Below are 26,886 nucleotides of genomic sequence, written 5' to 3'. Positions count from 1 at the left end.
AGTGAAGCGATATCTCTCTTTTCAGGAACCGCTTCGATGACCCCGCTCAAGACTCTGCTGCTTGCCCCCCTGGCACTCTTTCCCCTGCTGGCCAGTGCCGCAACCCCCTCGTTCGATTGTCACAAGGCCTCCGGGGCGGTCGAGACGCTTATCTGCAAGGATGCGAAACTGACGGCGCTGGACAATGAACTGGCCGACCTCTATCACAAGGCGCTCGCCCAGCTCTCCCCCGAGCAGCGCAAGACGGAGCAGGCGACGCAGCGTGGCTGGATCAAGGGGCGCAACGAGTGCTGGAAGGGGCAGGATCTGCGCCAGTGTGTCGAGGATAACTACAAGCTGCGGATCGCCGAGCTGCAGGTCACCGGTGGCCAGCTGATGGTCACGGCTCCCGTCTTCTACCGCTGCGGCGACCAGCTCATGCTGGAGACTTACTTCTATCAGGATGCCAAGGTGCCGGTGGCCGTACTCAACCTGAGTGAAGGCAATCGCCCGCCACTGCAGACCATCGCCTATCAGGAACCCAGCGCCAGCGGCGCCCGTTATGAAGGGCAGAACATCAGCCTGTTTACCAAGGGGGACGAGGCCAGGCTGGAGCGTTTCGGCCAGCCGGCGCTCGCCTGCAAGGTGAGCACGGCGCAAGGCAAATAACGCGATCTGGGGGCCGGCCACCGTTTCGCCCTGACGGTGCCGGCCCCGTCATATGCTAGATGGCGATATCCAGCGCCTTGCCTTCCCGCACCACCCGCACCTTGAGTGAACCCGCTTTGCTCTGGTTCAGCAGATCCCGCACCCTGTCTATCTGTAGCGGGTGATAGGGCACGCCGTTGATCTGCTCGATGACGTCGCCATTTTTCAGACCAAACGGCGCCAGATCCCGCTCGTCGTTGTAGTAGACCTGCAGATGCTGACCATCGAAGCGCACCGCAATCTGGCGCAGGTTTGGCTGCACCTGCTGCGCCAGCGTCTCTGCGTCATAGCAGAACATCATGCGCCCAGGGATGATGGCAAAGCGCTTGAAGCGACTCACAAAGTCCATGCCGAGGGCATACTTGTCGTTGTCATTCTCCGACACCCGCAGCTGACCGAGGGGGCGGCCGTCAAAATGCAGGCCGGTGATGACATGATCGCCCAGGTCCTGCATGCCGCTCGCATCGACCCCCTTCATCGGCGTCGAGCCATCCTTCAACAGCGCCTGCTGCTCGGCCATATGGCCGATAAAGCTGCGATCGACATAGCTCTGATCAGCCCCGGTATCGAGGAGCATTCGCAGGCTGCCCTCGCCCTGGGTCAGGTAGAGCGCCGGTGAACGGTTGTAGCTGTCGTCATAACCGATGCAGCGCTCGAAGCCGGCCGCCGAGGGGGCCGACGACCAGGCGCTGATCTGGTGCTGCTCCTGATCAAACACCCAGTTGAAGCGACGTATGACCTCTATCCCGAGTACCCCGTCGATGCGCGTGCCAAGGGATTGGGAGATGAGCGAAAAATCCATGGTGCCCCACAGATCACTGTCATCGATCGTGACCGAGCCAACCGACAAGGGCACCGGCTGTACAAACCCGAAATGTTCACTCTCAATCTGGCCCGAGACGCTGACCATATTGGCAAAATCGGCCTGGTAGGCGCGGGGCAACTGACTCAGGGAAAGCGCCTTGAAGCGGCTGGCAATGCGGCGATCGAGCACGGTGATGCTGGCGCCGGTATCGAGCAGAAACTGGTACTGCTCACCGGCGATGGTGACAGGCACTATGGGGCTACGCTCGTAAGAGACGGCCAGCACGGGCTGGGGCTTGCTTGCTGCATTGGCGCTATCCGGGGTACTGCAACCCTGGGTGCCAAACAGGGTCAAGATGGCGAGCGCCACTGCTTTTCGCTGCAATGTCATAAGACTCCTTTGCGATAGACAATGTGTCTGCGCCTCCCCCAACTACAGCACCAAACACAAACTATCTTGTTGATTTATAGATAAATAAACAAAATATTACGGGGCGGTCGACAATAACAAAGTGTTTTATGCTGACTCAAGCTGATTATGACCTCTCACCATCCAGGGATCCGTCCGGCAAGATCATCCCCCGAGTCCCCACCCCGCTACCATTCAACTCACCCTATTGATTAATTTATTGATCCAGCTTAAGGATCCCTCGCCTTCCCCTTTCTCTTCTTGTCACGCCAGTTAATATACCCGTTTGGCAACAGCCTCGGCGGAGTCACCCCATGAGCCACGCCACTCCTCACGCAGGTAAAAAGCAGCAGACTGGGGGCTGAAACTCAGGGGCGGTAGCCTTGCCGGCGCTTGCCATGGCCAACGTCACACTGCTTTTCTATACAGTCGTAATGGTTGCGCAAAAAGAAGAGGTCAAGCGAACACGTTCAGCTTCATAGGAATGAATATAAGCAATTGATTTGAAATATTATTTTTTGCATTCCGCATCAGGCGGGAGCGGAGTTAGATGGAAAGCGATATTAATGTGTTAGTACTGCCTTCCATCGAATCACTGTTAGGTATTTTAGAGAGGTTTTAGTTTGGACGTGTTTAAACGACTAAAAGATGAAGTAAATGAAATTCACTTTCGTTGGGTGATTTATAGGCAAGTTTATGCTCAAGGACCAAAAGAAATAGAGCTTTTAAACAAAAATGGAGCCTACTTTTTCTATATCGCTCAGCATCTATTTTTGGATAACGTAGCACTTTCTTTTTCGAAACTAACAGATCCGAACAAGCAAGGGTCTAATGAAAACCTTAGTCTTAAACAATTAACAGTTTTAGCTAACAATTCTGGTGATTTAGAGTTAGCTCATACTTTGAAAGAAAAGTTTGAAGAACTCTTAAAGAGCTGCGAAAAATTTAGGAAATTGCGTAACAAGCGCATTGCACACACAGACTTAGGTCATGCGATGGGGGTTGCCGAGGAGCCGCTTCCTGGTGTGTCACGACAGTACGTTGAAGATGCCTTAGCTTTGTTGCGAGATTTTATGAACACTTACGAACTTGCTGTCAGTGACTCCCAAACCTTGTATGACGAAATCATCTTGGATTTAGGGAGTGGTGGAGATGTATTGTTGGATTCTTTACGCAGGGTAACACATACATAACAAAACATTTAAGAGTGATTCGCAATGCTTGGCATTTTCGCTTCGCTCAAGTATAGCCAAGCGCAGCTCACACCTTAATGCGGCGTTATATCAAAAAGCAGACTACCCATATAAAAAGGAAGTATAAATGTCAGTTGAAGTAAGAACTAAAGAAGAATTAACAATGGCTAAAGATCGCGGAGAGAGCGAGATTATAGTCGTAGGTAAACTTGCGGATGAGCTAAAGAAAACTAAGAAGCTAGCCTATGTCGGTGCCGGGACTTTAGCTGCTTTGACAGCTGCGCTGGCAGCAACCCCTTTTACAGGTGGTATGTCGATGTTCGCTGCGGCTCCAATAGCAGCCCTTACTGGCTTGGAGATCAGTGGAATTATAATTGCTGCATCTTTAGGACTGTCGTTGATAATCGCAGTTTTTAAAGGATATGACGAGATATCTTACAAGAAAGGTGAGCTTAAACTAAAACGTAAAAGTTCGTGATATAACAAACTCTTCAAGACGGATTCGCAACGCATGGCATTTTTACTATGCATTGATTTTAGTAATTAAGGTGGTGTGCGTAAACACCATATTGCGTTGCTCACCACTTAAGCGGGCGTTATACAATAATTAGGATTTATCTACATGGGTTACCAACTTTGGATGTCGCCAGAAACTGGTTATCGACGTCAGGGGACTCGTTTCGAGTCCCTGCATGGCATTTTCCTTGAAAATGCAAAGCTACTTTCATTGCTCGAACCAGTTCTTTGTTGCAAAGATACTGATAGTGCGTCCGACGCGAAATATGCGCTTGAATTAAGAGATTTTGATGTAACATGTGTCGTGAATGATGATGGTGTTATTATTGGACAAATAGAAAGAAAAGCTCTGAATAAAGGCTTAGTCGTTGAATATGTAAAGAATGTAGAGGAAGAACAAAAAATAGATGAAAATACCTCCTTAGTTCATCTACTCAAAATTTTGGAGACAACTGAATTTAAATATGTGACTCGAAATGATCAAATAGTAGGCATTGTCACACGTTCAGATCTGAATAAACCAATTCCAAGGACATATCTATTTGGTGTGGTTTCTTTAGTTGAGTTACATATAAATTTTTGGATTAATTATTACTATCCCAACGACATTTGGCTTCAAGCTTTAAACGAAGATAGGCAAACTAAAGTACAAGAAACTATTGAACTTCGTCGAGGAAGTAGTGATTACCTCGCCGTGGTTGAATGCGCTCAGCTTTGTGACAAGAAAGAAATTCTTAGAAATACTCCCGAGTTCTTAGCTAGATTTGGTTTTAGTAAAACAAGCTTCAAAACCTTCTTGGAAAAACTTGAAGTTATTCGTAACGAAATAGCACACAGTCAGTCATCTATAATCGAACGATTAAGTTGGGAAAATATTACTCGTACTATTGCAAAGGCTGAAGAATTCGTTGGTAATTCAGATGACGTAATTGAAGCTGAAGGCAAAGAGAAGGCTAAAGACTTTGAATCGACAGTTTTGGTTCCCGTAACTATTGTATAACAAACTGTTTGGGAGTGATTCGCAACGCATGACATTTTTGCTATGCGTTCGTTTAGTGTTTAAGGTGCTCTGCAGCAACTTTGGTATTGCGTTTCTCACACCTTAACAGGGCGTTATATTTATTCACGGTAAATTACGATGTATGAAGAAGTTGCATTAAAAGTACTGCCAGGTGTGTTTGTGGCAGTGTTCTCGTCTTTTTTGGCTGCTCGATGGGCAATGAAGAAGTTTTACACTGAGAAATGGTGGGATCGTAAAGAAAAAGCATATACAGAAATTATCAACGCTTTATATGACATGGTGCAGTTTTACGAGGTATTTAAGGAGGATTATGGTCAAGATAACTTTATCTCAGAAGCTAGTTCGCGAGAATTACACCAAAATCACAATAAAGCTTATTGGACTGTCCGTAGAGCAACGGATTTAGCGTCGTTATATGTTTCTGATGAGGCAGTAAGGATTCTCCAAACTTTGCGTAATAGAGAAGTCTTTGATTATGAAACTAACCCTCTCTGGGATATCTATAATTCAGAGCACAAGCACCATAGTGGTATCTATTCACCAGGACGGGGTTGACGGCATCAGTTCTGCCGGGATGGGATAATCTGTCTTCTCGATGCACGCCCTGACCACGGCCCTCAACCACTCCTGTGGGCAGCGGCCCAATCGCTTGCCGGTCTCCACCAACGACAGGATGCGCTGGCGAAACAGCTCGCCCCGGTGAGACCACACGCCGTAGCTACCCTTGCGCCAGAGCACATAGCCACGCAGCGCCCGCTCCGCCTCGTTGTTGGTCAGCGCTATTTCGTCGTCAGTCATAAACCGCCACAGCATCTCGTCATCCCGCAGCAGCAACTGGCATCGTCCACGGTAGCGTTTGCTGCACAACAGGGCGCCGCGCTCCAACTGGCTTCGCCAGCTTTGCCGGTAACGCGCGAGCCTGCGCAGGTATTTCTGCTTGCTCAACGCACCGCTTTCCCAACGGTGCCGGGTACGAAACACCGCATCCGCCAGCAAGACCAACCGGGCACCGATGGGCTGGTTGCACTGCTCGCTACTCTCGGCGATGGCCACGAGATTGCGGGCCACGTGGGCCCAGCACAGTTGCCGCTGGTCGGCGTCGATAAACCGGTAGCCGGCGTACTGGTCGGTCACCAGCACCCCGTCAAACTCGGCGCCCAGCAGCCGCTTGGCCGCCTCCTGACCACGGCCATAGGCCGTCATGAAGCAGACGGCTATCTTGCTCAGCGCCAGCCACATCCAGCGGCGCTCTCCACCCCGCTGATGCCGGGTCTCATCGGCATGAACGTGGGTGGCCGTCTGCACCTGCTGCTTGATGGCCTGGTAGGTCGGGGTGAGCATGGCACTCACCCGCCCCTGCGCCTCACTGATGGCGCCCCGGCTAAAACTCAGGCCGAAATGCTGTTTGAGCTGCTGCTGTATCTGGCTGACGCTCTGGTGAAACTGGCCGCTTTGCAGCGCGATGTAGCTGAGCAGATTGGCCCCCATCTGGCTGCTGCTGACGTTGTCTGGCAGTGCGGCCTGGGTCGTGCCGATACACCGTGAGCAGGTCGCACGATACAGTTGGTGTTCGGTGACGAGATAGCTCACCTCGGGCAGCTCGAACACCTGATGAACCTGATAGGGTTTGGCATGGGCCACCATGTCCCCGCCACAGCAAGCGCAATCGGCGGCAGGGTAATGCGGGACCAGGGTCAGGCGGGCATCAAGCGGATGCCGCTCGCGGCGATGTCCCTTGTGACCGGGCTGCGCCCCCCGTTGCTTGCCGGACGCCGGACGCTTGCGGGCCGGCGGCGGTGCACCGGGGCCGTCGCTGGAAGGCGGCTTGGAGGAGTTGCCGCTGTGCTGATTGAGGCGGTCCTCCAGCTCGGCGATGCGGTCGAGGAGCTTATAAATCAGCTCGTTGGCCTGCTCCAGAGTGGTGGGCATTCCCGCGGAATGCATGGTGTTTTTGCTCATGGGGGGAGCGTATCTAAGGAGCAGGATCAAGCAAGCAGGAAAGTGGGATCAAGAGACGATCGTCTCATTTTTCCTGTGTCAATACTGTTCCGGTGAATACTTACCCATAGTGAAGCGTTAGAAAAAATGGTCAAAGTCGCTTCGAAAGATCTCAAAGGAAAATAAACATAACAAAGCGTTCAAGCAAAGAAATTAGGACACCCACCATTATAAGCGCCGCATAGCGAATCTTTTCCATCAGACGAAGATGGGCACGGTATTACGACCCACTGCAAGCCGCTGAGGCGAGTTGAGCGGGTCAGTAGTGCCGTCATGGTCGCCACAGGGGTGGGAGGGCAGCCAGCTTCACCCCGCTGAATAGGCGAGCGCCTTTGCAAGGATAAAGCCATCGCAGAAGACCCCCAACCCTCCTCTTGACAGGGGAGGGTATCACTCTGCGACAACACAGCCTCCAACTCCCCGGTGCAATGCGCTGCGCTTATTGCACCCTACCCCACAATACCCCGTTACCCACCACCCCACTCCCGCAGGGCGGGCGAAATCCCGGTAGCACCAAGCCAGTCAGGCTTGCTCTCCTGGCCATAGCAAAGGAGCCCGACCGGGCTCCTTTTTCGTTCTATATCTGGAACCGCTCCACCAACCGATGCAGGGTACGGCCCGAGTCGGCCAGCTCCGCGCAGGTATGGCGGGTGGCATCGGCCCCCTCGCTCAGCTCGGCCACGATCTGCTGAATGGCCACCAGGTTGCGGTTGATCTCTTCGGTTACCGCGTGCTGCTGCTCGGCGGCGCTGGCGATCTGCAGGTTCATGTCGTTGATGGTGGTGATGGCGCTGCTCATCTCGTCTAGATTGGTCACCAGGGCGCCGGTCTCGGCCAGGGTATTGCTGTGGCGGGCCTGGCTCTCGCTCATCAGGGAGCCGGCGGTAGTCACCATCTGCTGCAGCCGCTGCAGCATGGTGCCGATCTCGACCGTGCTCTGCTGGGTGCGGGAGGCGAGCTGGCGCACCTCGTCGGCCACCACGGCAAAACCGCGCCCCTGCTCGCCGGCCCGCGCCGCCTCGATGGCGGCATTGAGCGCCAGCAGGTTGGTCTGATCGGCAATCCCCGAGATAACCCCCACCACGTTCTGGATCTGATCCGTCTCCCGGGTCAGGGTGCTTATCTGTTCATGAATGGCGTTAAGGTCGGTGATCAGGGTGTCGATACCATCCATGGCGCGGGTGATCACCACCCGGGTCTGGCGTGACAGGTTGTCGGCACTGCCGGTGGCGGCGGCCGCATCGCCGGCGTTGCCCGCCACGCTGTGGGCGGTGGAGCTCATCTCTGTCATGGCGGCCACCACCTGCTCCGTCTCCCTGTGATGGGAACCCATGCGAGAGAGATAGTCGCCGGACTGGCGCTGCAGGGTCTCAACCGACTGGTAGACCCGATCCGAGGCCGATGTCACCTGCTCTACCAGATGGTGGATCTTCTCGATAAAGCCGTTGAAGCTGCGGGCGAGATCGCCCAGCTCATCCCCCTGCTCCAGCTTGAGGCGGCGGGTGAGATCCCCCTCGCCGTGGGCGAGATCGTGAAAACTCTCCACCAGGGTCTGGATCGGCCGGGTAATGGAGCGCGACACCCAGAGGCCGCCAACGATGGCAAGCAGGGTTAGCAGCAGCGAGGTGAGCAGGGTATCGCGCATGGTGATGGCCAGTTCGGCCTCCCCTTCCTCGCGGGCCTTGGCCACCGCATCGTCGATGTCGTCGATATAGAAACCGGTGCCCAGCACCCAGCCCCACTGGGGCAGCAGCACGGCATAGCCGAGCTTGGGCTGCTCGCTCCCCTTGGAGGGCTTGTCCCAGATAAAGCGCGAATAGCCGTCGCCACTCTCGGCCGCCTTGATGATATCGAGGATCACCTTGTTACCTTCGCTGTCGGTCATGCCGGAGAGATCCTTGCCCTCCAGCGCCTGCTTGATGCCATGGGCGATGTTGATCCCCCTGGTGTCGTAGACGTAGAAGTAGCCGTCCTCGGCATAGCGCAGGGTGCGCAGTATGCCCTTGGCCTGCTCGCGGGCCTCGGGGCTGTCCTGGCTGAGCAGATGGGCGATGGCGGTTCTGGCCATCAGCACGTGTTCGGCCAGTGCCACCTTCTTCTGCTCGAGGGCACTGGCGCGGTAACGATCGAGCTGATCCGTCAGGGACTGCTGTGCGCGCCACCAGATCCCGACATTGAGCAGCAGGGCCATCATCAGAATGGGGACTATGGCCAGGGTCAGGGTCTTGCCCCTGATGGAGAGGTGTTTCATCTGCGTAGACATCCTTTGTGCAAGCGTTTGCCGGATATCATAAAAGACTTATTTATCAGTGACTGTTAACAAGATCATGGCTTTGGCCGCTGGCCCCTTTTCAAACCCGCAGCAAGCTCGAAACGCACTATCCCCCGGTACCCCATACGCCTTTTGGCAGAGGCAGCCCGTTGTCGCCACACTCCAATATGCTCTGCCCTACTCTTGCCTTGCCTGCATAAGGGCCAGGCAGACGTTCCGCAATCGACACAGTTGGCAGGCTCGGCGCAATCTGCAGACGAAAAAAAACCGGAACCCAAGGGTTCCGGTTTTTCTCACACCAGCCGAGGCTGGTTAACCAGCAAATCAAGCCTGGTTTTTAACTTCTTTCAGACCGCGGAACGGAGCCTTCTCACCCAGCGCTTCTTCGATACGGATCAGCTGGTTGTACTTGGCAACACGGTCAGAACGGCTCATGGAACCGGTCTTGATCTGGCCAGCCGCGGTACCAACAGCCAGGTCGGCGATGGTCGCGTCTTCGGTCTCACCGGAGCGGTGGGAGATGACGGCAGTGTAGCCAGCGTCTTTGGCCATCTTGATGGCAGCCAGAGTTTCGGTCAGGGAACCGATCTGGTTGAACTTGATCAGGATGGAGTTGGCGATGCCGTTGTCGATACCGCGCTTCAGGATCTTGGTGTTGGTTACGAACAGGTCGTCACCCACGATCTGGATTTTCTTGCCCAGTTTCTGGGTCTGGTAGGCGAAGCCTTCCCAGTCAGATTCGTCCAGGCCATCTTCGATGGAGACGATCGGGAACTTGGCAGTCAGCTCTTCCAGGAAGTCGGAGAAACCGTTGGAGGTGAAGACACGGCCTTCGCCTTTCAGGTTGTACTCTTTCTTCTCTGCGTCGTAGAACTCGGAAGCAGCGCAGTCCATGGCCAGGGTCACGTCGGTGCCCAGCTTGTAACCGGCGGCAGCAACGGCTTCGGCGATCACTTCCAGCGCTTCGGCGTTGGATTTCAGGTTAGGAGCGAAACCACCTTCGTCACCAACGGCAGTGTTGTAACCCTTGGCCTTCAGTACTTTGGCCAGGTTGTGGAACACTTCGGCGCCCATGCGAACGGCTTCTTTCAGGGTCTTGGCGCCAACCGGCTGGATCATGAACTCCTGGATGTCGACGTTGTTGTCGGCGTGCTCACCACCGTTGATGATGTTCATCATGGGCAGCGGCATGGAGTAAACACCCGGGGTGCCGTTCAGCTCGGCGATGTGGGCGTACAGCGGCAGGCCTTTGGCAGCAGCAGCAGCCTTGGCGTTGGCCAGGGAAACAGCCAGGATGGCGTTGGCGCCGAACTTGGATTTGTTCTCGGTACCGTCGAGGTCGATCATGATCTGGTCGACAGTGGCCTGGTCCTTGGCATCTTTACCCAGCAGAGCTTGAGCGATCGGGCCGTTTACGGCTTCGATGGCTTTCAGCACGCCTTTACCCAGGAAACGGCTCTTGTCGCCGTCACGCAGTTCCAGCGCTTCGCGGGAACCGGTGGACGCGCCAGACGGAGCGGCTGCCATACCAACAAAACCACCTTCCAGGTGAACTTCGGCCTCAACGGTCGGGTTACCACGGGAGTCGATGATTTCACGACCGATCACTTTAACGATCTTGGACATGTGTATTTCCTCAGGTTTCGTAAAAAAACAACAAAAATATGCCAAAAAAAGCGGCTGTGGCACAGTGCCCCAACCGCATTTATTTTCAATTACTTCAAATTACGCTTCTGGTACTCACCTGCCGCCTTCACGAAACCGGCGAACAGGGCGTGGCCATCACGAGGAGTAGAGGTGAACTCCGGGTGGAACTGGGCCGCGACAAACCAAGGATGATCCGGGATCTCGATAATTTCCACCAGCTTCTTGTCGGCGGAGAGACCGGTCACCTTCAGGCCTGCTGCCTCGATCTGCGGCAGCAGCTTGTTGTTAACTTCATAACGGTGGCGGTGACGCTCGTAAATGGTCGGGCTGCCGTACATCTGACGCACCTTGGAACCGTCGACCAGGTGGCAGAGCTGGGAACCCAGACGCATGGTGCCACCCAGATCGGACTTCTCGGTACGAGTCTCGACGTTGCCCTCTTCATCTACCCATTCGGTGATGAGGCCAACCACCGGATAGGGACACTCTTTCTTGAACTCGGAGGAGTGAGCCCCTTCCATGCCCGCTACGTTGCGGGCGTATTCGATCAGTGCGACCTGCATGCCGAGGCAGATGCCGAGATACGGGATCTTGTTCTCACGGGCATACTTGGCGGCCAGGATCTTGCCTTCTACGCCGCGCTCGCCGAAGCCGCCCGGCACCAGGATCGCATCCAGACCTTCCAGCAGCTCGGCGCCACGGGTCTCGATGTCCTGGGAATCGATGTATTTGATGTTGACGGAGAGACGGGTCTTCAGACCGCCGTGCTTGAGCGCCTCGTTGACGGACTTGTAGGCGTCCGGCAGGGAGACGTACTTGCCCACCATGCCGATGGTTACTTCGGCGGTCGGGTTGGCCTCTTCGTAGATAACCTGTTCCCACTCGGCCAGGTCGGCCTCTTTGCACTCGATGCCGAAGCGCTCGGTGATGTAGGAGTCCAGGCTCTGGGATTTCAGCAGTGCCGGGATCTTGTAGATGGAGTCGACGTCCTTCATGGAGATGACGGCGCGCTCCGGTACGTTACAGAACAGGGCGATCTTGGCGCGCTCGTTGGCCGGAATGGCACGGTCGGAGCGGCAGATCAGCACATCCGGCTGAATACCGATGGAGAGCAGTTCTTTGACGGAGTGCTGGGTCGGCTTGGTCTTCACCTCGCCGGCGGCGGCCAGGTAAGGAACCAGAGTCAGGTGCATGAACATGGCGTTGTTGCGGCCCACTTCGGCAGCCAGCTGACGAATGGCCTCGAGGAACGGCAGGGACTCGATATCGCCCACGGTACCGCCCACTTCGACGATGGCAACCTGATGACCTTCGGCACCGGCAATCACCCGCTCCTTGATGGCGTTGGTGATGTGCGGGATCACCTGGATGGTGGCGCCCAGGTAGTCACCACGACGCTCTTTGCGCAGCACGTCTGCGTAGATGCGGCCGGTGGTAAAGTTGTTGCGACGGGTCATCTTGGTACGGATGAAACGCTCGTAGTGGCCCAAATCCAGATCGGTTTCGGCCCCGTCCTCGGTTACGAACACTTCACCATGCTGGGTCGGGCTCATGGTGCCCGGATCCACGTTGATATAGGGGTCCAGTTTCATGATGGTCACATCCAGACCACGGGCTTCCAGAATGGCTGCCAGAGAAGCTGCGGCAATGCCTTTGCCGAGGGATGAAACAACGCCACCAGTTACAAAAATATATTTTGTCGTCATGCTGAACCTGAAAGAAGTTTAGGGAATTTTAAGGGGTGCTTCGGGGATGAAGCAGGACGGGGAAACAGTATACCAAAAACCCCTCTCCCAAACAATGAGCAAAAATCTATCAGGCTCCTCGCCGCCCCGTCTTGCGCCAAATCAACTTTGCTCGGTTTCCTTGGCTCTATCCCAGGCGGCATCGAGCTTCTCCAGTGAGCAGTCGGTCATTTTCAGCCCTTCCGCGGCGATAAACTGTTCAACCTGACGAAACCGTCGCTCGAACTTGGCGTTGGCGGCCCGCAGCACCTGTTCCGGATCCTTGCCCAGATGACGCACCAGGTTGACGGTGGCAAACAGCAGGTCGCCAAGCTCGTCGCTCACCCGCGCCTCATCCACATCGGCCATCAGCGCCTCTTCCATCACCTCGTCAATCTCCTCGTGGATCTTGTCCACCACGGGGCCCAGGGTCTTCCAGTCAAAACCGACGGTGGCGCAGCGCTTCTGGATCTTGGCGGCTCGAGTCAGGGCCGGCAGCGAGAGGGGGATGTCGTCGAGCACGCTCTCTTTGTCTAGCGCCGCCCGCTCTTTGGCCTTTTCCGCCTCCCAGTTTGCCTTGACCGCCTGCTCGTCGCCGAGATCGGCATTCGAGAAGACATGGGGGTGACGGCGAATGAGCTTCTCGCTCACCGTATCGACGATGTCGGCAAAGTCGAACAATCCCTGCTCCTTGCCAATCTGGGCATAGAAGACCACCTGAAACAGCAGATCCCCCAGTTCCCCTTTCAGCCCCTGCCAATCTTCGGTCTCGATGGCGTCGGCCACCTCGTAGGCCTCCTCCAGGGTGTGGGGCACTATGGTCTGAAAGCTCTGTTTGAGATCCCAAGGGCAGCCGTTTTGCGGGTCGCGCAGGCGGGACATGATATCGAGCAGTTGGGGCAGGTCGTAACGTTGAGACATGAGTTATTCACTTTCAATTCGTTAAATGGGGATGAACCAACGTCAGGCCACGCAGCCGGTCAATATCATGTCGAGCAGTTGGGGCAGGCCATCACGTTGAGACATGGGTTATTCGCTTTTTCTTCGTGCAACAGGGGGATAAAACAGTGACCGGCCACAGGGGCCGGTCAATCAATATCAGAGGCGCTTGGCGCTGATCACATCGTTGAGCTGGCTCAGCTTGGCCAACGCCCGGTTGAAGGCGTTGATGTTGTAGATCTCCAGCTCCATGTCAATCTCGGCGGTCTGCTCACGCACGTTGGAGCGTGAGCGCACCCCCATCACGTTGATCTTCTCGTTGGCGAGCACGGTCGTGATGTCGCGCAGCAGGCCGGATCTGTCGTTGGAGAGGATGCGGATGGTGAGACCATAACCGCCGGAGTAGTTCTCCCCCCATACCGCATCGATCAGCCGCTCCGGGTTGCGCCGTGACAGCTCTTTCAGCTGCTCGCAATCCTCCCGGTGGATGGAGACGCCGCGGCCCATGGTGATGAAGCCCTGGATGGCATCCCCGGGGATCGGCTGGCAGCAGCGGGCGATATGGGTCATCAGGTTGCCCACCCCTTCCACCACTATGTGATCCTTGGGCTTGTGGCGGAACGGCGCATTGGCCTTCTGCTCCAGCTTCTCCAGCAGGCGGCGATCTTCCTCCTCTGCCGTCGGCTTGTTGTAGCAGGTGTCCAGGTAGTTGATCACCTGGTTGATGCGGATGTCGCCGCTACCGATGCCGGCCAGCAGATCGTCGGTGCTCTCCAGATTGAAGCGGCGCAGCATGCTGCCCTTGTCGATCTTGGCCATGCTGAGGTTGTGGCGATCCAGCTCCTTGTCGAACAGCTCGCGCCCGGCGACGATGTTCTTGTCCCGATCCAGCTTTCGGAACCAGGTGGCCACCTTGGCCCGCGCCCGGCTGGAACGCAGGAAGCCGGAGTTGGGGTTCATCCAGTCGCGGCTCGGGTTCGGCTCCTTCTGGGTGATCACCTCCACCTGATCGCCGGTCTGCAGGGCGTAGGTGAATGGCACGATACGGCCGTCAATCTTGGCGCCGATGCAGCGGTGGCCAATCATGCTGTGGACGTGATAGGCAAAGTCGAGTGGCGTGGCCCCCGCCGGCAGGTCGATGACATCCCCTTTCGGAGTGAAGACGTAGACCCTGTCCTCGAACACCTGACTGCGCAGATCCTCGAGCAGTGAGCCACTCTCGGAGAGATCCTCCTGCCAGGCGAGCAGCTTGCGCAGCCACTCGATCTTGTCTTCGAAGTTGCCCCCCTTGCCGCCGGCCTGCGCCCCTTCCTTGTAGCGCCAGTGGGCAGCGACCCCGAGCTCGGCATCCTGGTGCATCTGGTCGGTGCGGATCTGGATCTCCACTGTCTTGCCCTCGGGCCCCACCACCACGGTATGGATGGACTGGTAGCCGTTGGGTTTTGGGTTGGCGACATAGTCGTCAAACTCGCGAGGAATGTGGTGGAAATGGGTGTGAACGATGCCGAGCGCCGCATAGCAATCCTGCAACCGCTTGGTCACCACCCGCACCGCGCGCACGTCGAACAGCTCGTTGAATTCGAGGTGCTTCTTCTGCATCTTGCGCCAGATGCTGTAGATGTGTTTCGGGCGACCGTAAACCTCGGCCTCGACCCCCGCCTCTTTCAGGGCATCGCGCAGAGACTGCACGAACTCCCGGATGTAGCGCTCCCGATCGAGGCGCTTCTCGTCGAGTTGTTTGGCAATCTGTTTGTAGGTATCCGGGTGCAGGTAGCGGAAGGCGAGATCCTCGAGCTCCCACTTGAGCTGACCGATGCCGAGGCGGTTGGCCAGCGGCGCATAGATGTTGGTGATCTCCTGGGCCATCAGCACCCGGGTCTCTTCATCCGCCTTCTTCGCCTCCCGCAGGCAGGCGATCCGTTCCGCCAGCTTGATGACCACGGCGCGCACATCCTCGACCATGGCGAGCAGCATGCGCCGCACATTATCGACCTGTTCAGGCGAGGTCTCGCTGCGATGCAGGGTCTGCAGGGAACGGATGGCCTCCATCTCCAGCACCCCTTCCACCAGCTTGGCGATCTTGGGACCGAAGTCCTCGTCCATCCGCTCCTGGCTGATGAGACCGGCTTCGACGAAGGGGTAGATGATGGCGGCCTTGAGGGTCGCGATATCCATGCTGAGCATCAGCAGGATGCCCACCATCTCGATGCCACGCACCAGCAGCTTGCTGGTCAGCGCCTCGTCACCGAGCGTCAGACAATACTGATAGACGGTTCGCAGCTGATCCTTGTCACTGTCACTTAAGGAGAGCGAGCCGACCCACTCCTCCAGGGTGAAGTTATCTTTCAAATGAATATCGCGAACCGCAACCATGGTATCAATCCTTTAAATTGTTGGGCCGAAAGCTGACGCTTCCTCCCCCCTCACCTGATGAGACTGCTTCAAATGGGGATATCCGGAGAACTATTCAAGGCGCACCGCCCAAAGGCAGATGTGTTCTCCAGCAGGCCCTGCCTACGTACCGAAGGGTTAGATTACCCCATTCACTCCTGCTCAGACAGCGCCATGGGGGCGAAAGAACAAGAGAAAAGCGGGCGCCATGGACCCCCTCCCGATCCCGTGGCAGGGAGCCCATGCAGCGTTTACTCCCGCACAAACAGCGCCATGGACTCCAGGTGACCAGTGTGAGGGAACATGTCGAGCATCCCCAATCGGGCCAACCGGTAGCCGCCCTTCACCAGCACCTGGCTGTCGCGGGCCAGCGTCACCGGATTACAGGAGACGTAGACCACCCGCTTGGGAGAAAGTTTCGCCACGTGTCCCATCACTTCCAGGGCACCGGGGCGCGCCGGATCCAGCAACACCAGGTCGAACCCTTCCCGTGCCCAGGACATGCCGACGATGTCGCCACTGAGATCCGCCTTGTAGAAACGGGCGTTGTCGATGCCGTTGCGACGGGCGTTCTCCTCGGCGCGGGCCACCATGGCCAGCTCCCCTTCCACCCCCACCACTTCGCGGGCCTGCCGGGCAAGCGGCAGGGTAAAGTTGCCGATGCCGCAGAAGAGATCGAGCACCTTGTCATCCCTGGTCGCCCCGAGCCAGGTCAACGCCTGGGCCACCATGCTCTGGTTGATGGGGCCGTTGACCTGGATAAAGTCACCGGGAGCAAATGCAAGAGACAGGCCATCGAGCGAGTAGGAGGGTTCGAATTGTTGATGCAGCGGCTCTATCTGCTCGTCGTTCGCCTGCAGATAGAGGTCGATCCCCTGTTCTGCGGCAAACGCCACCAGCAGGGCGCGGTCGGTCTCGTTGGGGCGCCCGGTGTGGCGCAGCAGCAGCATGATCCCCTGCTCTGACTGGATCAGCTCCGCATGGCCCAGCTCACGCTGACTCTTGAGACGATTGAGGCAGGCACGCAGCGGGGTGATCAGAGCCGAGAGCGGTGCGGCCAGCACGGGGCACCCCTCCATCTCGACCAGATCATTGGTATTGCGACGACGAAAACCGACCCGGGTGCAGCGACCGTTTTTGTCAAACTTGATGGCGAGGCGACAGACCCGGCGATAGGCCCTATCTTCGCCGCTCAGCACAGGCTCGAGGGCGGGGGCCTTGATGTTGCCAAGGCGTTCGAACAGGCTGACCAGCCCGGCCGCCTTGGCGGCCTGTTGATCGTCCACCGACATATGCTGGGCACTGCAACCACCGCACTCGCGATAGTGGCTGCAAAACGGAGCGATGCGATTTCCCGCCGGCGTCACCACCTGTTGCAGCGCCGCATGGCCATAGTGCTTCTTCTCTTCGGTGATGCGGGCCTTGACCGTCTCGCCGGGCAGCGCTCCTTCGACGAAGATCGCCTTGCCCTGGTGGCGACCGATGCCGACACAGTGGTGGTCCAGAGTGTCTATCGTAAATTCAATACGTTGGGGCTGGGTGGACTTCTTTTGGGGCTTGAAAAACTGGGCCATAAAACTTGGTGCCTATAAGTGGCTATGTCATGATTGTGGAATCTGCAGCCGGGTATTGTCCCACAAGAATAATAGTATGACCAAATACGGCCACAGAGCCCGTGCATTGCCGTTCACCCTATCGCCAACCCCGTTTACTGGTGGCCTGTTCGTATGACCAAATATGGCCTGAGAGCACGCGTTCTCGCCTTTACCATACTGCCTACCCTGTTCATCGGCGGCCTGATGGCCGGTTACTTCACCTTCCACCGCTATCAGCAGCTGGAAAACAACCTGATCGATCAGGGCATCAACATCATCGAACCCCTCGCCATTGCCAGCGAATATGGCATGACCCAGCACAGCAGGGAGTCGCTCAAACGGCTGATAGGGCTGACTCATCGCAAGAATTCGCCGCTCATCAAGTCCATCGCCGTCTTCACCCAGGACAACCAGCTGTTCGTCACCTCCAACTACCACAGGGACTTTACCCGACTGCGGCTGCCCGACGGCCAGCCCATCCCGGAGCTGACCAGCGTCACCTTCCAGGGGGATGACATCATATTGCGCACCCCGATCCAGGCCGAAACCAGCCTGGACGGCTTCCCGCTGCCAAGCGATGTGGAGCCACCGATGATCGGTTATATCTCCATGCAGATAACGACAGATCGCGCCATGTTGCTTCACTATCGCGACACCTTCTTCGCCGTCATCATGGTGATTATCGGGGTGGCCTTCAGCACCCTGTTTGGCTTCCGCTTGGTCAAGAGCGTGACCCAGCCCATCACCGACATGGTGCAGGCGGTGCACAAGATCAGGGAGGGTCGCCTCGACACCCGGGTCAACGGCCAGCTCACCGGCGAGCTGGACATGCTGAAAAACGGCATCAACGCCATGGCCAAGGCGCTCTCCGAATATCACGAGGAGATGCAACAGAACATCGATCAGGCCACCTCGGACCTTCGTGAAACCCTGGAGCAGATCGAGATCCAGAACGTCGAGCTCGACATGGCCAAGAAGCGCGCCCAGGAGGCGGCCCGGGTCAAGTCCGAGTTCCTCGCCAACATGTCCCACGAGCTGCGCACCCCGCTCAACGGCGTCATCGGCTTTACCCGCCAGCTGCTGAAAACCAGCCTGACCCCGAGCCAGACCGACTACATGCAGACCATCGAGAAGTCGGCGCGCAACCTCCTTGGCATCATCAACGACATCCTCGATTTCTCGAAACTCGAGGCGGGCAAGCTGCAGCTGGAACATATTCCCTTCAGCCTGCGAGACACCCTCAACGAGACCATGCATCTGCTTGGCCCCAGCGCCCACGACAAGCAGCTGGAGCTCTCCCTGCGAGTGGATGCCGAGGTGCCGGACTACCTGACTGGCGACCCCATGCGCCTGCAGCAGGTACTGACCAATCTCGCCGGCAACGCCATCAAGTTTACCGAGCAGGGCAACGTGGATGTGCACATCCAGCAGATCGGCAGCAGCCATCACAAGGTGAGGCTCAACGTCCAGATCCGCGATACCGGCATCGGCATCTCGGAAGAGCAGCAGCGCCAGCTGTTCCAGGCCTTCAACCAGGCCGACTCCTCCATCTCCCGCCGTTATGGCGGCACCGGCCTCGGTCTCGTCATCACCCAGAAGCTGGTGCAGCAGATGGGCGGCCAGATCCGGTTCGAATCGGAACTCGGCAAAGGCTCGGTCTTCTCGTTCAGCCTGGATGTGGAGGTCTCCCCCCTGCCCCAGGCCGACTCTCTGCCGCTGGATCGCATCCGCGGCAAACGACTCTGGCTGCTGGAGCCGGATCCCTTTGCCCAGGCCTCCCTGCGCGCCCTGCTGGCCGAGTGGCAGCTGGATGTCCAGCTGCTGGCACATGACGCCCCCTGGCCAGAGATGAGCAGCCAGGAGATGGTGATCATCGGCAGCAGCACCCTGCACACGCCGCAGCAGGTGCTTACTCGCCTCGATGCCCTCGATGGGCGCCAGAACACCATAGTGCTGCTCAGCAGCCACGATCCGGCACTCTATGAGGCGATGCAGGCCCACGGAGCCCAGCACTGTCTCTCCAAGCCGGTCAACCATCGCAAGCTGCTGCACGCCCTGCTCACCCCGGAGGCGAACCACCAGCTATTGCCGGCCCAGCCCAGTCCGCGCCAGTTGCAGCCGATCAAGGTGCTGGCGGTGGATGACAATGCCGCCAACCTCAAACTGATCGCCGCCATGCTCAAGGAGATGGTGAGCCAGGTGGTGGTGTGCAAGAACGGCAAGGAGGCAGTCAAACAGGCCCAGAGCCAGCCGTTTGACATCATCTTCATGGATATCCAGATGCCGATCATGGATGGCATCAGCGCAACCCAGGCGATCCGCAGCCAGTCCCTCAACACCACCACGCCGATCGTCGCGGTCACCGCCCATGCCATTCCCGGCGAGCGGGAGCGCCTGATCCGCCAGGGAATGGATGACTATCTGGCCAAGCCCATCGACGAGAGCATGCTGGCCCAGCTCATCGCCGACTTTGCCCATCGTCGCCACCAGAACTACGGTGATCAGCAGATAGACTGGTCGCTGGCAGTGCGCCAGGCCGCCGGCAAGGAGGCGCTGGCCAGGGAGATGCTGACCATGCTGCTGGCCAGCTTCGACGAGGTGGAACCTGTGCTGGAATCTGCCCTGAACGGCGCCATCGAAGATAGCGAGGTGCTGGCCCAGATCCACCGCCTCAACGGGGGCTGTGCCTACTCCGGAGTGCCCGGTCTGCAGCGATTGCTCTCACAACTCGAGCAGCAGCTGCGCGACGGCGTGCCGGTCAGCGAGCTGGAACCCGAGCTGCTGGAGTTGCAGGATGCGCTGGCGCTGGTGCGCCAGGAGGCCCCCCGCTATCTGGCGTGAGTCCCGGGGTTTTGGCAGTAGAGCCCCGCTTTTTCTGACGCGGGGCACGCCAGATGGTACAGTTGCGCCGTTTTCACAGGAGTCAGCATGACCAATAACGATATTCTGCGCCGCCTGCGCTACGCCCTCAGCATCAGCAACGATCAGATGGTCGACATGTTTGCCAAGGGCAACCTGACCGTCACCCATGCCCAGTTGCACGGTTGGCTGTTGAAAGAAGCCGAAGAGGGAGAAGTGCAGGATCCGGCCTTTGCCGCCTGCCCCGATTCGGCCCTGAGCCAGTTCCTCGACGGTTTCATCGCCACCTGCCGCGGCGTGCGGGAAGATGCGCCGCCCCAGGTGATCCCGAACCGGATCAACAACAACCTGATCCTGCGCAAGCTGCGCATCGGCCTCAACTTCAAAGAGGAAGACATGCTGGGCACCCTCAAGCTGGCCAACTTCAACCTCTCCAAGTCCGAGCTGAGCGCCCTGTTCCGCGCCAAGGATCACAAACACTACCAGGATTGCGGGGATCAGATCCTGCGCAACTTCCTCATCGGTCTGACCGCCAAGTATCGCGGCTAGGACCAGGATCTTTCCCATGCCGGTGCGCCTCTCTTCCCTCCCGTCCTGCTTGTGGACACCCGGGAGATGGCGCCCGCTTCTGCTGCTCCCGCTTCTCCTGCTGGGCAGCTGCACCCCGGCTGACTACCAGCTATCCACCCGTTACCAGAGCGCCAGCCAGAACGAGCGCATTGCCTTTCTGATCCTGCACTACACAGATGAGGACGATGACAACTCTCTGCGCCTGCTGACCGAACCCGAGCACAAGGTGAGCGCCCACTATCTGGTCCCCCGCAACAGCGATGAGACACCGCTGCCCGTCTATCAGCTGGTGCCGGACAGCCAGCGCGCCTGGCATGCGGGGCTCAGCCGCTGGCGGCAATATGCGGGGCTCAATGCCAGCTCCCTTGGCATCGAGATCGTCAACCTGGGCTATCCCCGGGAAGAGGAGTCCCTGTTCCCCCATGAGCGGCGCTGGCAACCGTTCACCCGAGCCCAGATCGCCGCCGTCGGCGCCCTGACCCGGGATCTTGTTGAACGCTACCAGATCCCGCCGACCCAGGTACTGGCTCACAGCGACGTGGCCCCGGAGCGCAAGCAGGATCCCGGTCCCCGCTTTCCCTGGCGCCAGCTCTATCTGGAATACGGGGTGGGAGCCTGGCCCGATGAAGAGCGGGTCACCGAGCTGCTTGCCGCCCCCTTGCCGCACTGGGACATCGCCACCTGGCAGCAACAACTGGCTCATTACGGTTATGGCCTCCCTATCACCGGAGAGTGGGACGCCCAGAGCCGGGCCGTCATGCGCGCCTTTCAACTCCACTTTCACCCGGCCCGGGTCGATAGCGAACCCGATCCCGAGAGCCAGGCCATCCTGATGGCCCTGCTGGAAAAGTACGGCAGCTAATCCCGCGAGCCGCCATTCGATAGCCATTCGCTATCAATCAGTTAGACACTAGCGATTATCCCTCCACTTTGTATGGCGGTACTCTGACCCCGTTCCGAAATACGTTTCCAAATCTGGAGGTGAAAGATGAAAAGCCCGATTGGTCTTGATAGCGTTCAATCACAAGCCCTGGCTGCAGAACTGAACAAGTTGCTGGCCAGCTACCAGATCCTTTACATGAACGTCCGTGGTTTTCACTGGAATATCCGCGGCAACCAGTTCTTCGAACTGCACCTGAAGTTCGAAGAGATTTACAACGACCTGTTGCTGAAGGTCGATGCCCTGGCCGAGCGCATCCTCACCCTTGATGGCGTGCCCATGCACAGCTTCAGCGACTATCTGAAGGTGTCGGCCATTGCCGAGCAAAAAGACATGCACGACGGCCGCGCCTGTGTCGAATCCCTGCTGGAGAGCTTCCGCGAATTGCTGATCGCCCAGCGCCGCATTCTGGGACAAGCCGCTGACGCCGGTGACGAGGGCACAGCCTCCATCCTCTCTGACTATGTACAGCAGCAGGAAAAACTGGTCTGGATGTTGCGCGCCTACCTGGCCTGATCCGTTTTGTAACCCGTTGAGTTGTGAACCCTGAATAGTCTCTCCTATTTATCCCCCCCCTTGCCGCCCCCCGATGGGCGGCTTTTTTGTTTTTGATCTGCATCAATGAAAAATGAATTGGCAAATTGAATGCCTATTAAGTTTTTTCCGAGAGGCATAGAATCGGCACAAAACAGACAACTGAAATGTCCAATTAGGAGAGACATGATGTTTTGTGTGCAATGTGAACAGACAATTCGTACCCCCGCCGGCAACGGTTGCGCCTATGCCCAGGGCATGTGCGGCAAGACTGCCGAGACCTCGGATCTGCAGGATGTACTGATCTATGCGCTGCAGGGGCTGAGCGCCTGGGCGCTGGCCGCCCGCGAGCACGGCATCATCGACAGCGAGATCGATGCCTTCGTCCCCAAGGCCTTCTTCGCCACCCTCACCAACGTCAACTTCGACTCCGCCCGTATCGTTGGCTACGTCAACCAGACCCTGACCTATCGCCACCAGCTGGCCAACCATCTGGCCGAACGCGCGGTGCAGGTTGCCGGACTGCCTGCCGCAGCCAGCTTCGAGCCGGGTGCCGAGCTGCTGGCACAGCTAGCTCATGCACCGCAAACCGCGGTCAACCGTGGCAAGAGCGAAGTGAACGAAGACATCATGGGGCTGCGCCTGCTCTGCCTCTACGGCCTCAAGGGGGCCGCGGCCTACATGGAGCACGCCCGGGTGCTGGATCAGCAAGACAGCGAGGTGGCGGCAGAATTCCACCGCATCATGAGCTGGCTCAGCACGGATCCCAGCGATCTGGATCCCCTGTTCAAGTGCGCCATGGATATCGGCCTGCTCAACTTCAAAATCATGGAGATGCTGGACCTCGGCGAGACCACTGCGTTTGGTCACCCCGAGCCGACCCGGGTGCGCGTCACCCCGGTGCCGGGCAAGTGCATTCTGGTCTCCGGCCATGACATGGTGGATCTCAAGCTCGTTCTGGAGCAGACCAAGGACACCGGCATCAATGTCTACACCCATGGCGAGATGCTGCCAGCGTTGGCTTACCCCTTCTTCAAGCAGTACCCGCACCTGGTGGGCAACTACGGCTCCGCCTGGCAGAACCAGCAAAAAGAGTTCGCCAACTTCCCGGGCGCCGTGGTGATGACCTCCAACTGCATCATCGACCCGAATGTGGGCAACTATGCGGATCGCATCTTCACCCGCTCCATCGTCGGCTGGCCGGGCGTGACCCATCTGGAAGGGGACGATTTCTCCGCCGTCATCGCGAAGGCGCAGGCGCTGGATGGCTTCAAGCATGAAGAGCTCGAGCACTTCATCACCATCGGCTTTGCCCGCAACGCCCTGATGCAGGCTGCTCCGGCCGTCATCGACAAGGTCAAGGCAGGGGAAATCAGCCACTTCTTCCTGGTCGGCGGTTGCGATGGCGATCGCGCCGAGCGCGCCTACTACACCGAGTTTGCCAAGGCGGTACCGCAAGACAGCTTGTTGCTCACCCTGGGCTGCGGCAAGTACAAGTTCAACAAGCTCGATTTCGGTGACATCGGCGGCATTCCTCGCCTGCTCGACGTAGGTCAGTGCAACGATGCCTACTCCGCCATCCAGCTCGCCCTCGCGCTGGCCGATGCCTTCGAGTGCGGCGTCAACGATCTGCCGCTGACCCTGGTGCTCTCCTGGTTCGAGCAGAAAGCCATCGTCATCCTGCTCACCCTGCTGGCGCTCGGCGTGAAGGACATCCGCACCGGCCCGACGGCTCCGGCCTTCCTCACCCCGGCCCTGCTCAAGGTGCTGGAGGAGCAGTTCGGTCTCAAGGGCACCACCAGTGCCGAAGCGGATCTGGCCGAGATCCTGGCGGCCTGACAGCTCGTCATGTTGTAAGCGTTTGGCGAGCCGCCCGGCTCGCCTTTTTTGCTCATGCCTTTTACCAATAACACCGAGGAGCCTTGCGATGACCTCCACCTCTCTCATCCTCACCTGCACCGCCCGCCACGCGGATACCCATGATGTGGTCAGCTGGCAGTTCGTTCCCTTCGAAAGCACTCTGCCCCCCGTGCTGGCCGGCCAGTGTGTGACCCTGCACACCCTCATCGACGGCCAGCCCCACTGCCGTGCCTATACCTTATCCTCCAGCCCGCAGGATCCTTTCTGGCAGGTCACCATCAAGGATGTGGGGCTGGTCTCCCACCATCTGCACCAGACGCTGCAAGTGGGGGACGAGATCCGGGTGGATGGCCCCTTCGGCGATTTCAACCTGAGCGCACTGCCGTGCGAGCAGCCGCTGCTTTTGAGCGCCGGTTCCGGCATCACCCCCATGTGGGCCATGCTGCGGGACGAGCTGACCAAGCGACCGGACGCCGATATCCGCTTTATTCACAGTGCCCGCTCACCGGAAGATGTCATCTTCGGTCGTGAACTGAACGCCCTGGCCGAGGCTCACGAAGGCCTGCGTCATGCGCTGGTGCTGGAACAGGCCCCGGCCGATCACCCCTGGGCTGGGCGCCTCACCCCCGCCATGCTCAAAGAGCTGGCGCCGGACTTGCTCGGCCGCCACGTCTACCTGTGCGGGCCAACCCCCTATATGGAAGCGGTCAGCACCATGCTGGCGGATCTGGGGCTACCCGCCGAGCAACTGCATCAGGAGTCTTTCGGACTGCCGCCCGCCGAGTCTGCACCCGCCACCAGCGACCACTTCTGGCTGACCCTGAAAAAGAGTGGCAAGAAGGTGAAGATACTGCCGGGCCAGACCCTGCTCGCCGCGCTGGAAGGGGCGGGTGAAACCATGATGGCCGCCTGCCGCGCCGGCGTGTGCGGGGCTTGTCGCTGTACCACCACGGGGGAGATAGAACGCCAGAGCATCATGACCCTGAGCCCCCAGGATCTCGAAAGCGGGGTCGCCCTGGCCTGCTCCTGCACCGCCAAGGGGGATGTCAGCGTCGACTATTGATGGAGTCATTGGTAGCTCATGCTTTTCCCGCTGAGGCTGGGCGGGTAAACTCCCTCCAGTTTCATCAGAACACGGGATAGACAATGACAATTCTGGTCACAGGGGGCGCCGGCTATATCGGCTCCCACACCCTGGTCGAGCTGCTTAGCGCCGGACAGCAGGTCGTGGTGCTCGACAACCTCTCCAACTCTTCCCCCGAGTCCCTCAAGCGGGTCGAGCGGATCACCGGCAAGACGGTCACTTTCGTCGAGGGGGATATCCTCGACCGAACCTGCCTGCAGCGCCTGTTCGCCGACTACGAGATCGAGTCGGTCATTCACTTCGCCGGCCTCAAGGCGGTGGGGGAATCGAGCCAGATCCCGCTCACCTACTATCAAAACAACGTGACCGGCACTCTGGTACTGTGCGAGGAGATGGCCAGGGCAGGAGTATTCCGGCTGGTGTTCAGCTCGTCGGCTACCGTCTATGGCGACCCGGCGTCTGTGCCGCTGCGGGAAGATTTCCCCACCAGCGCCACCAACCCCTATGGCCGCTCCAAGCTGATGGTGGAGGAGATACTGCGGGATCTCGCCAAATCCGATCCCCGCTGGGCCATCGTGTTGCTGCGCTACTTCAACCCGGTCGGCGCCCACGAGAGCGGCCTCATCGGTGAAGATCCCAACGGCATCCCCAACAACCTGCTGCCCTATATCAGCCAGGTGGGCGTCGGCAAGCTCAAGGAGCTGGGGGTGTTTGGCAACGACTACCCCACTCCGGATGGCACTGGGGTGCGCGACTACATCCATGTGGTGGACCTTGCCATCGGCCACCTCAAGGCACTGGCACGCATCGCCAGCGACACCGGCGTCTTCACCTATAACCTCGGCACCGGCCAGGGTTATTCGGTGCTGGAGATGGTCAAGGCGTTCGAGGTGGCCAGCGGCCGCACTATTCCCTACCAGATCAAACCGCGCCGCCCGGGCGACATCGCCGAATGTTGGGCCGAGCCGCACAAGGCGCGCGAGGAGCTGGGCTGGCAGGCCGAGCGGGGGCTGGAGCAGATGATGATCGATACCTGGCGCTGGCAAAGCAACAACCCGAACGGCTACCAGGCCTGATGGCATTAAGGCCCGGATAAAAAACGCCCCGACGCAGTGTCGGGGCGTTTTTTTGCATAGCGCCATCAGCAGGCCTGGCTGCGCAGCAGCGGCAAGCGCGCCATATAAGGAACCATTCTCGCAATCAGGCGATCCGAAAGCGGCGTCAGCAGCAGCCAGGGCAGACAGAGGGTAGCCAGCCCCAGGGCGCCGACATAGACATCGGTAAACCAGTGGGCCCCGGAGAAGATCCGTGGCGCAGAGAAGAGCGGCACCATCAACACGGCGCAAACCCCCGCCCAGCGGGGCAGGTAGCGCAGGGCAAAGCCGGCAAAGATCATCAGGAAGAGGGCGTGATCCCCCGGGAAGCTGTCACCGGAAGAGTCCTTGGTTGGAATGGCACTGATGTGGGTGACGCGCAACGCATCGCTGACCATCAGGGTCGGGCTGGGGCGCTCTACCGGCAACTGGTGGCCGATCTGGTTGACGACCAGCGCGGTGAGCAGCATCAAGAGTCCCATCGCCACCAGCTGGCGACGACCTTCCAGATCGCGAGAGACGAAACAGCGCGTCAGGATCAGTCCCATGCAGGCCAGCACCACCAGATCGAACAGCCGGTTGTTGATGATCGCCACCAGATCGGCCCAGCGTGCCGATTCCGCCAGCCAGCCATTCACCCCATGGAAAATCGCGAGATCCCAGCCATCCCAGGGACCGTGAGCGGGCAAAGTGGCCCAACTGATGGCCACCAGACCACCGACCAGATAACAAAGCAGGAACTTGCCCAT

The 26,886-nt window shown here is 58.4% G+C and carries 21 protein-coding genes; 12 read left to right on the top strand and 9 right to left on the bottom strand.

The window, feature by feature from the left end; all coding sequences use genetic code 11:
- Positions 1 to 36 precede the first annotated feature (36 nt).
- Entirely contained in the window at positions 37 to 648 is a 612-nt protein-coding gene (locus I6L37_RS08360) for an MliC family protein (RefSeq protein ID WP_216993755.1), read from the top strand.
- A 55-nt stretch (positions 649 to 703) separates the two neighbouring features.
- Here the strand turns inward: I6L37_RS08360 and I6L37_RS08355 are convergent, their stop codons facing one another.
- Complete coding sequence (locus tag I6L37_RS08355) at positions 704 to 1,882, bottom strand: aspartyl protease family protein (RefSeq protein ID WP_216993754.1); 1,179 nt, start codon at positions 1,880 to 1,882, stop codon at positions 704 to 706.
- Positions 1,883 to 2,529: 647 nt separating this feature from the next.
- On the opposite strand from I6L37_RS08355, the gene I6L37_RS08350 reads away from it, so the two are divergent.
- The 4 genes from I6L37_RS08350 to I6L37_RS08325 all read left to right on the top strand — a co-directional run bounded on the left by I6L37_RS08350 (position 2,530) and on the right by I6L37_RS08325 (position 5,185).
- Positions 2,530 to 3,093 (top strand): hypothetical protein, encoded by a 564-nt coding sequence (locus tag I6L37_RS08350; protein WP_254203574.1) that lies wholly within the window; start codon positions 2,530 to 2,532, stop codon positions 3,091 to 3,093.
- Positions 3,094 to 3,220: 127 nt separating this feature from the next.
- Positions 3,221 to 3,571: a hypothetical protein gene (locus I6L37_RS08345; protein WP_216993752.1), complete on the top strand. Its 351-nt coding sequence runs from the start codon at positions 3,221 to 3,223 to the stop codon at positions 3,569 to 3,571.
- Positions 3,572 to 3,715: 144 nt separating this feature from the next.
- Entirely contained in the window at positions 3,716 to 4,609 is an 894-nt protein-coding gene (locus I6L37_RS08335) for a CBS domain-containing protein (RefSeq protein WP_216993751.1), read from the top strand.
- 138 nt (positions 4,610 to 4,747) lie between these two features.
- Positions 4,748 to 5,185, top strand: a complete 438-nt coding sequence (locus tag I6L37_RS08325) for a hypothetical protein (protein ID WP_216993750.1) — start codon at positions 4,748 to 4,750, stop codon at positions 5,183 to 5,185.
- Here I6L37_RS08325 and I6L37_RS08320 read toward each other — a convergent pair.
- The 7 genes from I6L37_RS08320 to rlmD all read right to left on the bottom strand — a co-directional run bounded on the left by I6L37_RS08320 (position 5,168) and on the right by rlmD (position 17,175).
- A complete protein-coding gene (locus I6L37_RS08320) occupies positions 5,168 to 6,589 on the bottom strand; it encodes an IS66-like element ISKpn15 family transposase (protein WP_032495448.1) in 1,422 nt (473 codons plus the stop codon). The genes I6L37_RS08325 and I6L37_RS08320 overlap by 18 nt on opposite strands.
- A 616-nt stretch (positions 6,590 to 7,205) precedes the next feature.
- A complete protein-coding gene (locus I6L37_RS08315; protein ID WP_216993749.1) occupies positions 7,206 to 8,879 on the bottom strand; it encodes a methyl-accepting chemotaxis protein in 1,674 nt (557 codons plus the stop codon).
- Positions 8,880 to 9,224: 345 nt separating this feature from the next.
- Positions 9,225 to 10,526: a phosphopyruvate hydratase gene (eno, locus tag I6L37_RS08310; RefSeq protein ID WP_042026918.1), complete on the bottom strand. Its 1,302-nt coding sequence runs from the start codon at positions 10,524 to 10,526 to the stop codon at positions 9,225 to 9,227.
- A gap of 89 nt (positions 10,527 to 10,615) precedes the next feature.
- Complete coding sequence (gene pyrG / locus I6L37_RS08305) at positions 10,616 to 12,253, bottom strand: glutamine hydrolyzing CTP synthase (protein ID WP_216993748.1); 1,638 nt, start codon at positions 12,251 to 12,253, stop codon at positions 10,616 to 10,618.
- Between the two features lie 141 nt (positions 12,254 to 12,394).
- Positions 12,395 to 13,192 (bottom strand): nucleoside triphosphate pyrophosphohydrolase, encoded by a 798-nt coding sequence (mazG, locus tag I6L37_RS08300; RefSeq protein WP_201979320.1) that lies wholly within the window; start codon positions 13,190 to 13,192, stop codon positions 12,395 to 12,397.
- A 177-nt stretch (positions 13,193 to 13,369) separates the two neighbouring features.
- A complete protein-coding gene (relA, locus tag I6L37_RS08295) occupies positions 13,370 to 15,583 on the bottom strand; it encodes a GTP diphosphokinase (protein ID WP_042026921.1) in 2,214 nt (737 codons plus the stop codon).
- A 269-nt stretch (positions 15,584 to 15,852) separates the two neighbouring features.
- Positions 15,853 to 17,175: a 23S rRNA (uracil(1939)-C(5))-methyltransferase RlmD gene (gene rlmD, locus I6L37_RS08290; RefSeq protein WP_216993747.1), complete on the bottom strand. Its 1,323-nt coding sequence runs from the start codon at positions 17,173 to 17,175 to the stop codon at positions 15,853 to 15,855.
- 153 nt (positions 17,176 to 17,328) lie between these two features.
- On the opposite strand from rlmD, the gene barA reads away from it, so the two are divergent.
- The 7 genes from barA (at position 17,329) to galE (ending at position 26,119) form a co-directional block, all read left to right on the top strand.
- Positions 17,329 to 20,037, top strand: a complete 2,709-nt coding sequence (barA, locus tag I6L37_RS08285; RefSeq protein ID WP_216993746.1) for a two-component sensor histidine kinase BarA — start codon at positions 17,329 to 17,331, stop codon at positions 20,035 to 20,037.
- 87 nt (positions 20,038 to 20,124) lie between these two features.
- Positions 20,125 to 20,604, top strand: coding sequence for a DUF1456 family protein (locus I6L37_RS08280; protein ID WP_216993745.1), 480 nt, complete (start codon positions 20,125 to 20,127; stop codon positions 20,602 to 20,604).
- Between the two features lie 16 nt (positions 20,605 to 20,620).
- Positions 20,621 to 21,487, top strand: coding sequence for an N-acetylmuramoyl-L-alanine amidase (locus I6L37_RS08275; RefSeq protein WP_216993744.1), 867 nt, complete (start codon positions 20,621 to 20,623; stop codon positions 21,485 to 21,487).
- Between the two features lie 126 nt (positions 21,488 to 21,613).
- Positions 21,614 to 22,081: a Dps family protein gene (locus tag I6L37_RS08270; RefSeq protein ID WP_026456176.1), complete on the top strand. Its 468-nt coding sequence runs from the start codon at positions 21,614 to 21,616 to the stop codon at positions 22,079 to 22,081.
- A gap of 207 nt (positions 22,082 to 22,288) precedes the next feature.
- Positions 22,289 to 23,938: a hydroxylamine reductase gene (gene hcp, locus I6L37_RS08265; protein WP_216994137.1), complete on the top strand. Its 1,650-nt coding sequence runs from the start codon at positions 22,289 to 22,291 to the stop codon at positions 23,936 to 23,938.
- Positions 23,939 to 24,026: 88 nt separating this feature from the next.
- Complete coding sequence (locus I6L37_RS08260; RefSeq protein ID WP_216993743.1) at positions 24,027 to 25,022, top strand: hybrid-cluster NAD(P)-dependent oxidoreductase; 996 nt, start codon at positions 24,027 to 24,029, stop codon at positions 25,020 to 25,022.
- Between the two features lie 83 nt (positions 25,023 to 25,105).
- Positions 25,106 to 26,119 carry a UDP-glucose 4-epimerase GalE gene (galE, locus tag I6L37_RS08255; protein ID WP_216993742.1) on the top strand — a complete coding sequence of 338 codons (1,014 nt, stop codon included), beginning with the start codon at positions 25,106 to 25,108 and terminating at the stop codon, positions 26,117 to 26,119.
- Positions 26,120 to 26,184: 65 nt separating this feature from the next.
- Here the strand turns inward: galE and I6L37_RS08250 are convergent, their stop codons facing one another.
- On the bottom strand, positions 26,185 to 26,886 hold the full coding sequence (locus I6L37_RS08250; protein ID WP_042026929.1) for a phosphatase PAP2 family protein: 702 nt from the start codon (positions 26,884 to 26,886) through the stop codon (positions 26,185 to 26,187).

It is taken from the genome of Aeromonas sp. FDAARGOS 1407, assembly GCF_019048725.1.
Lineage (GTDB): Bacteria > Pseudomonadota > Gammaproteobacteria > Enterobacterales > Aeromonadaceae > Aeromonas > Aeromonas enteropelogenes.
This window is presented reverse-complemented; position numbering and strand designations above follow the sequence as displayed.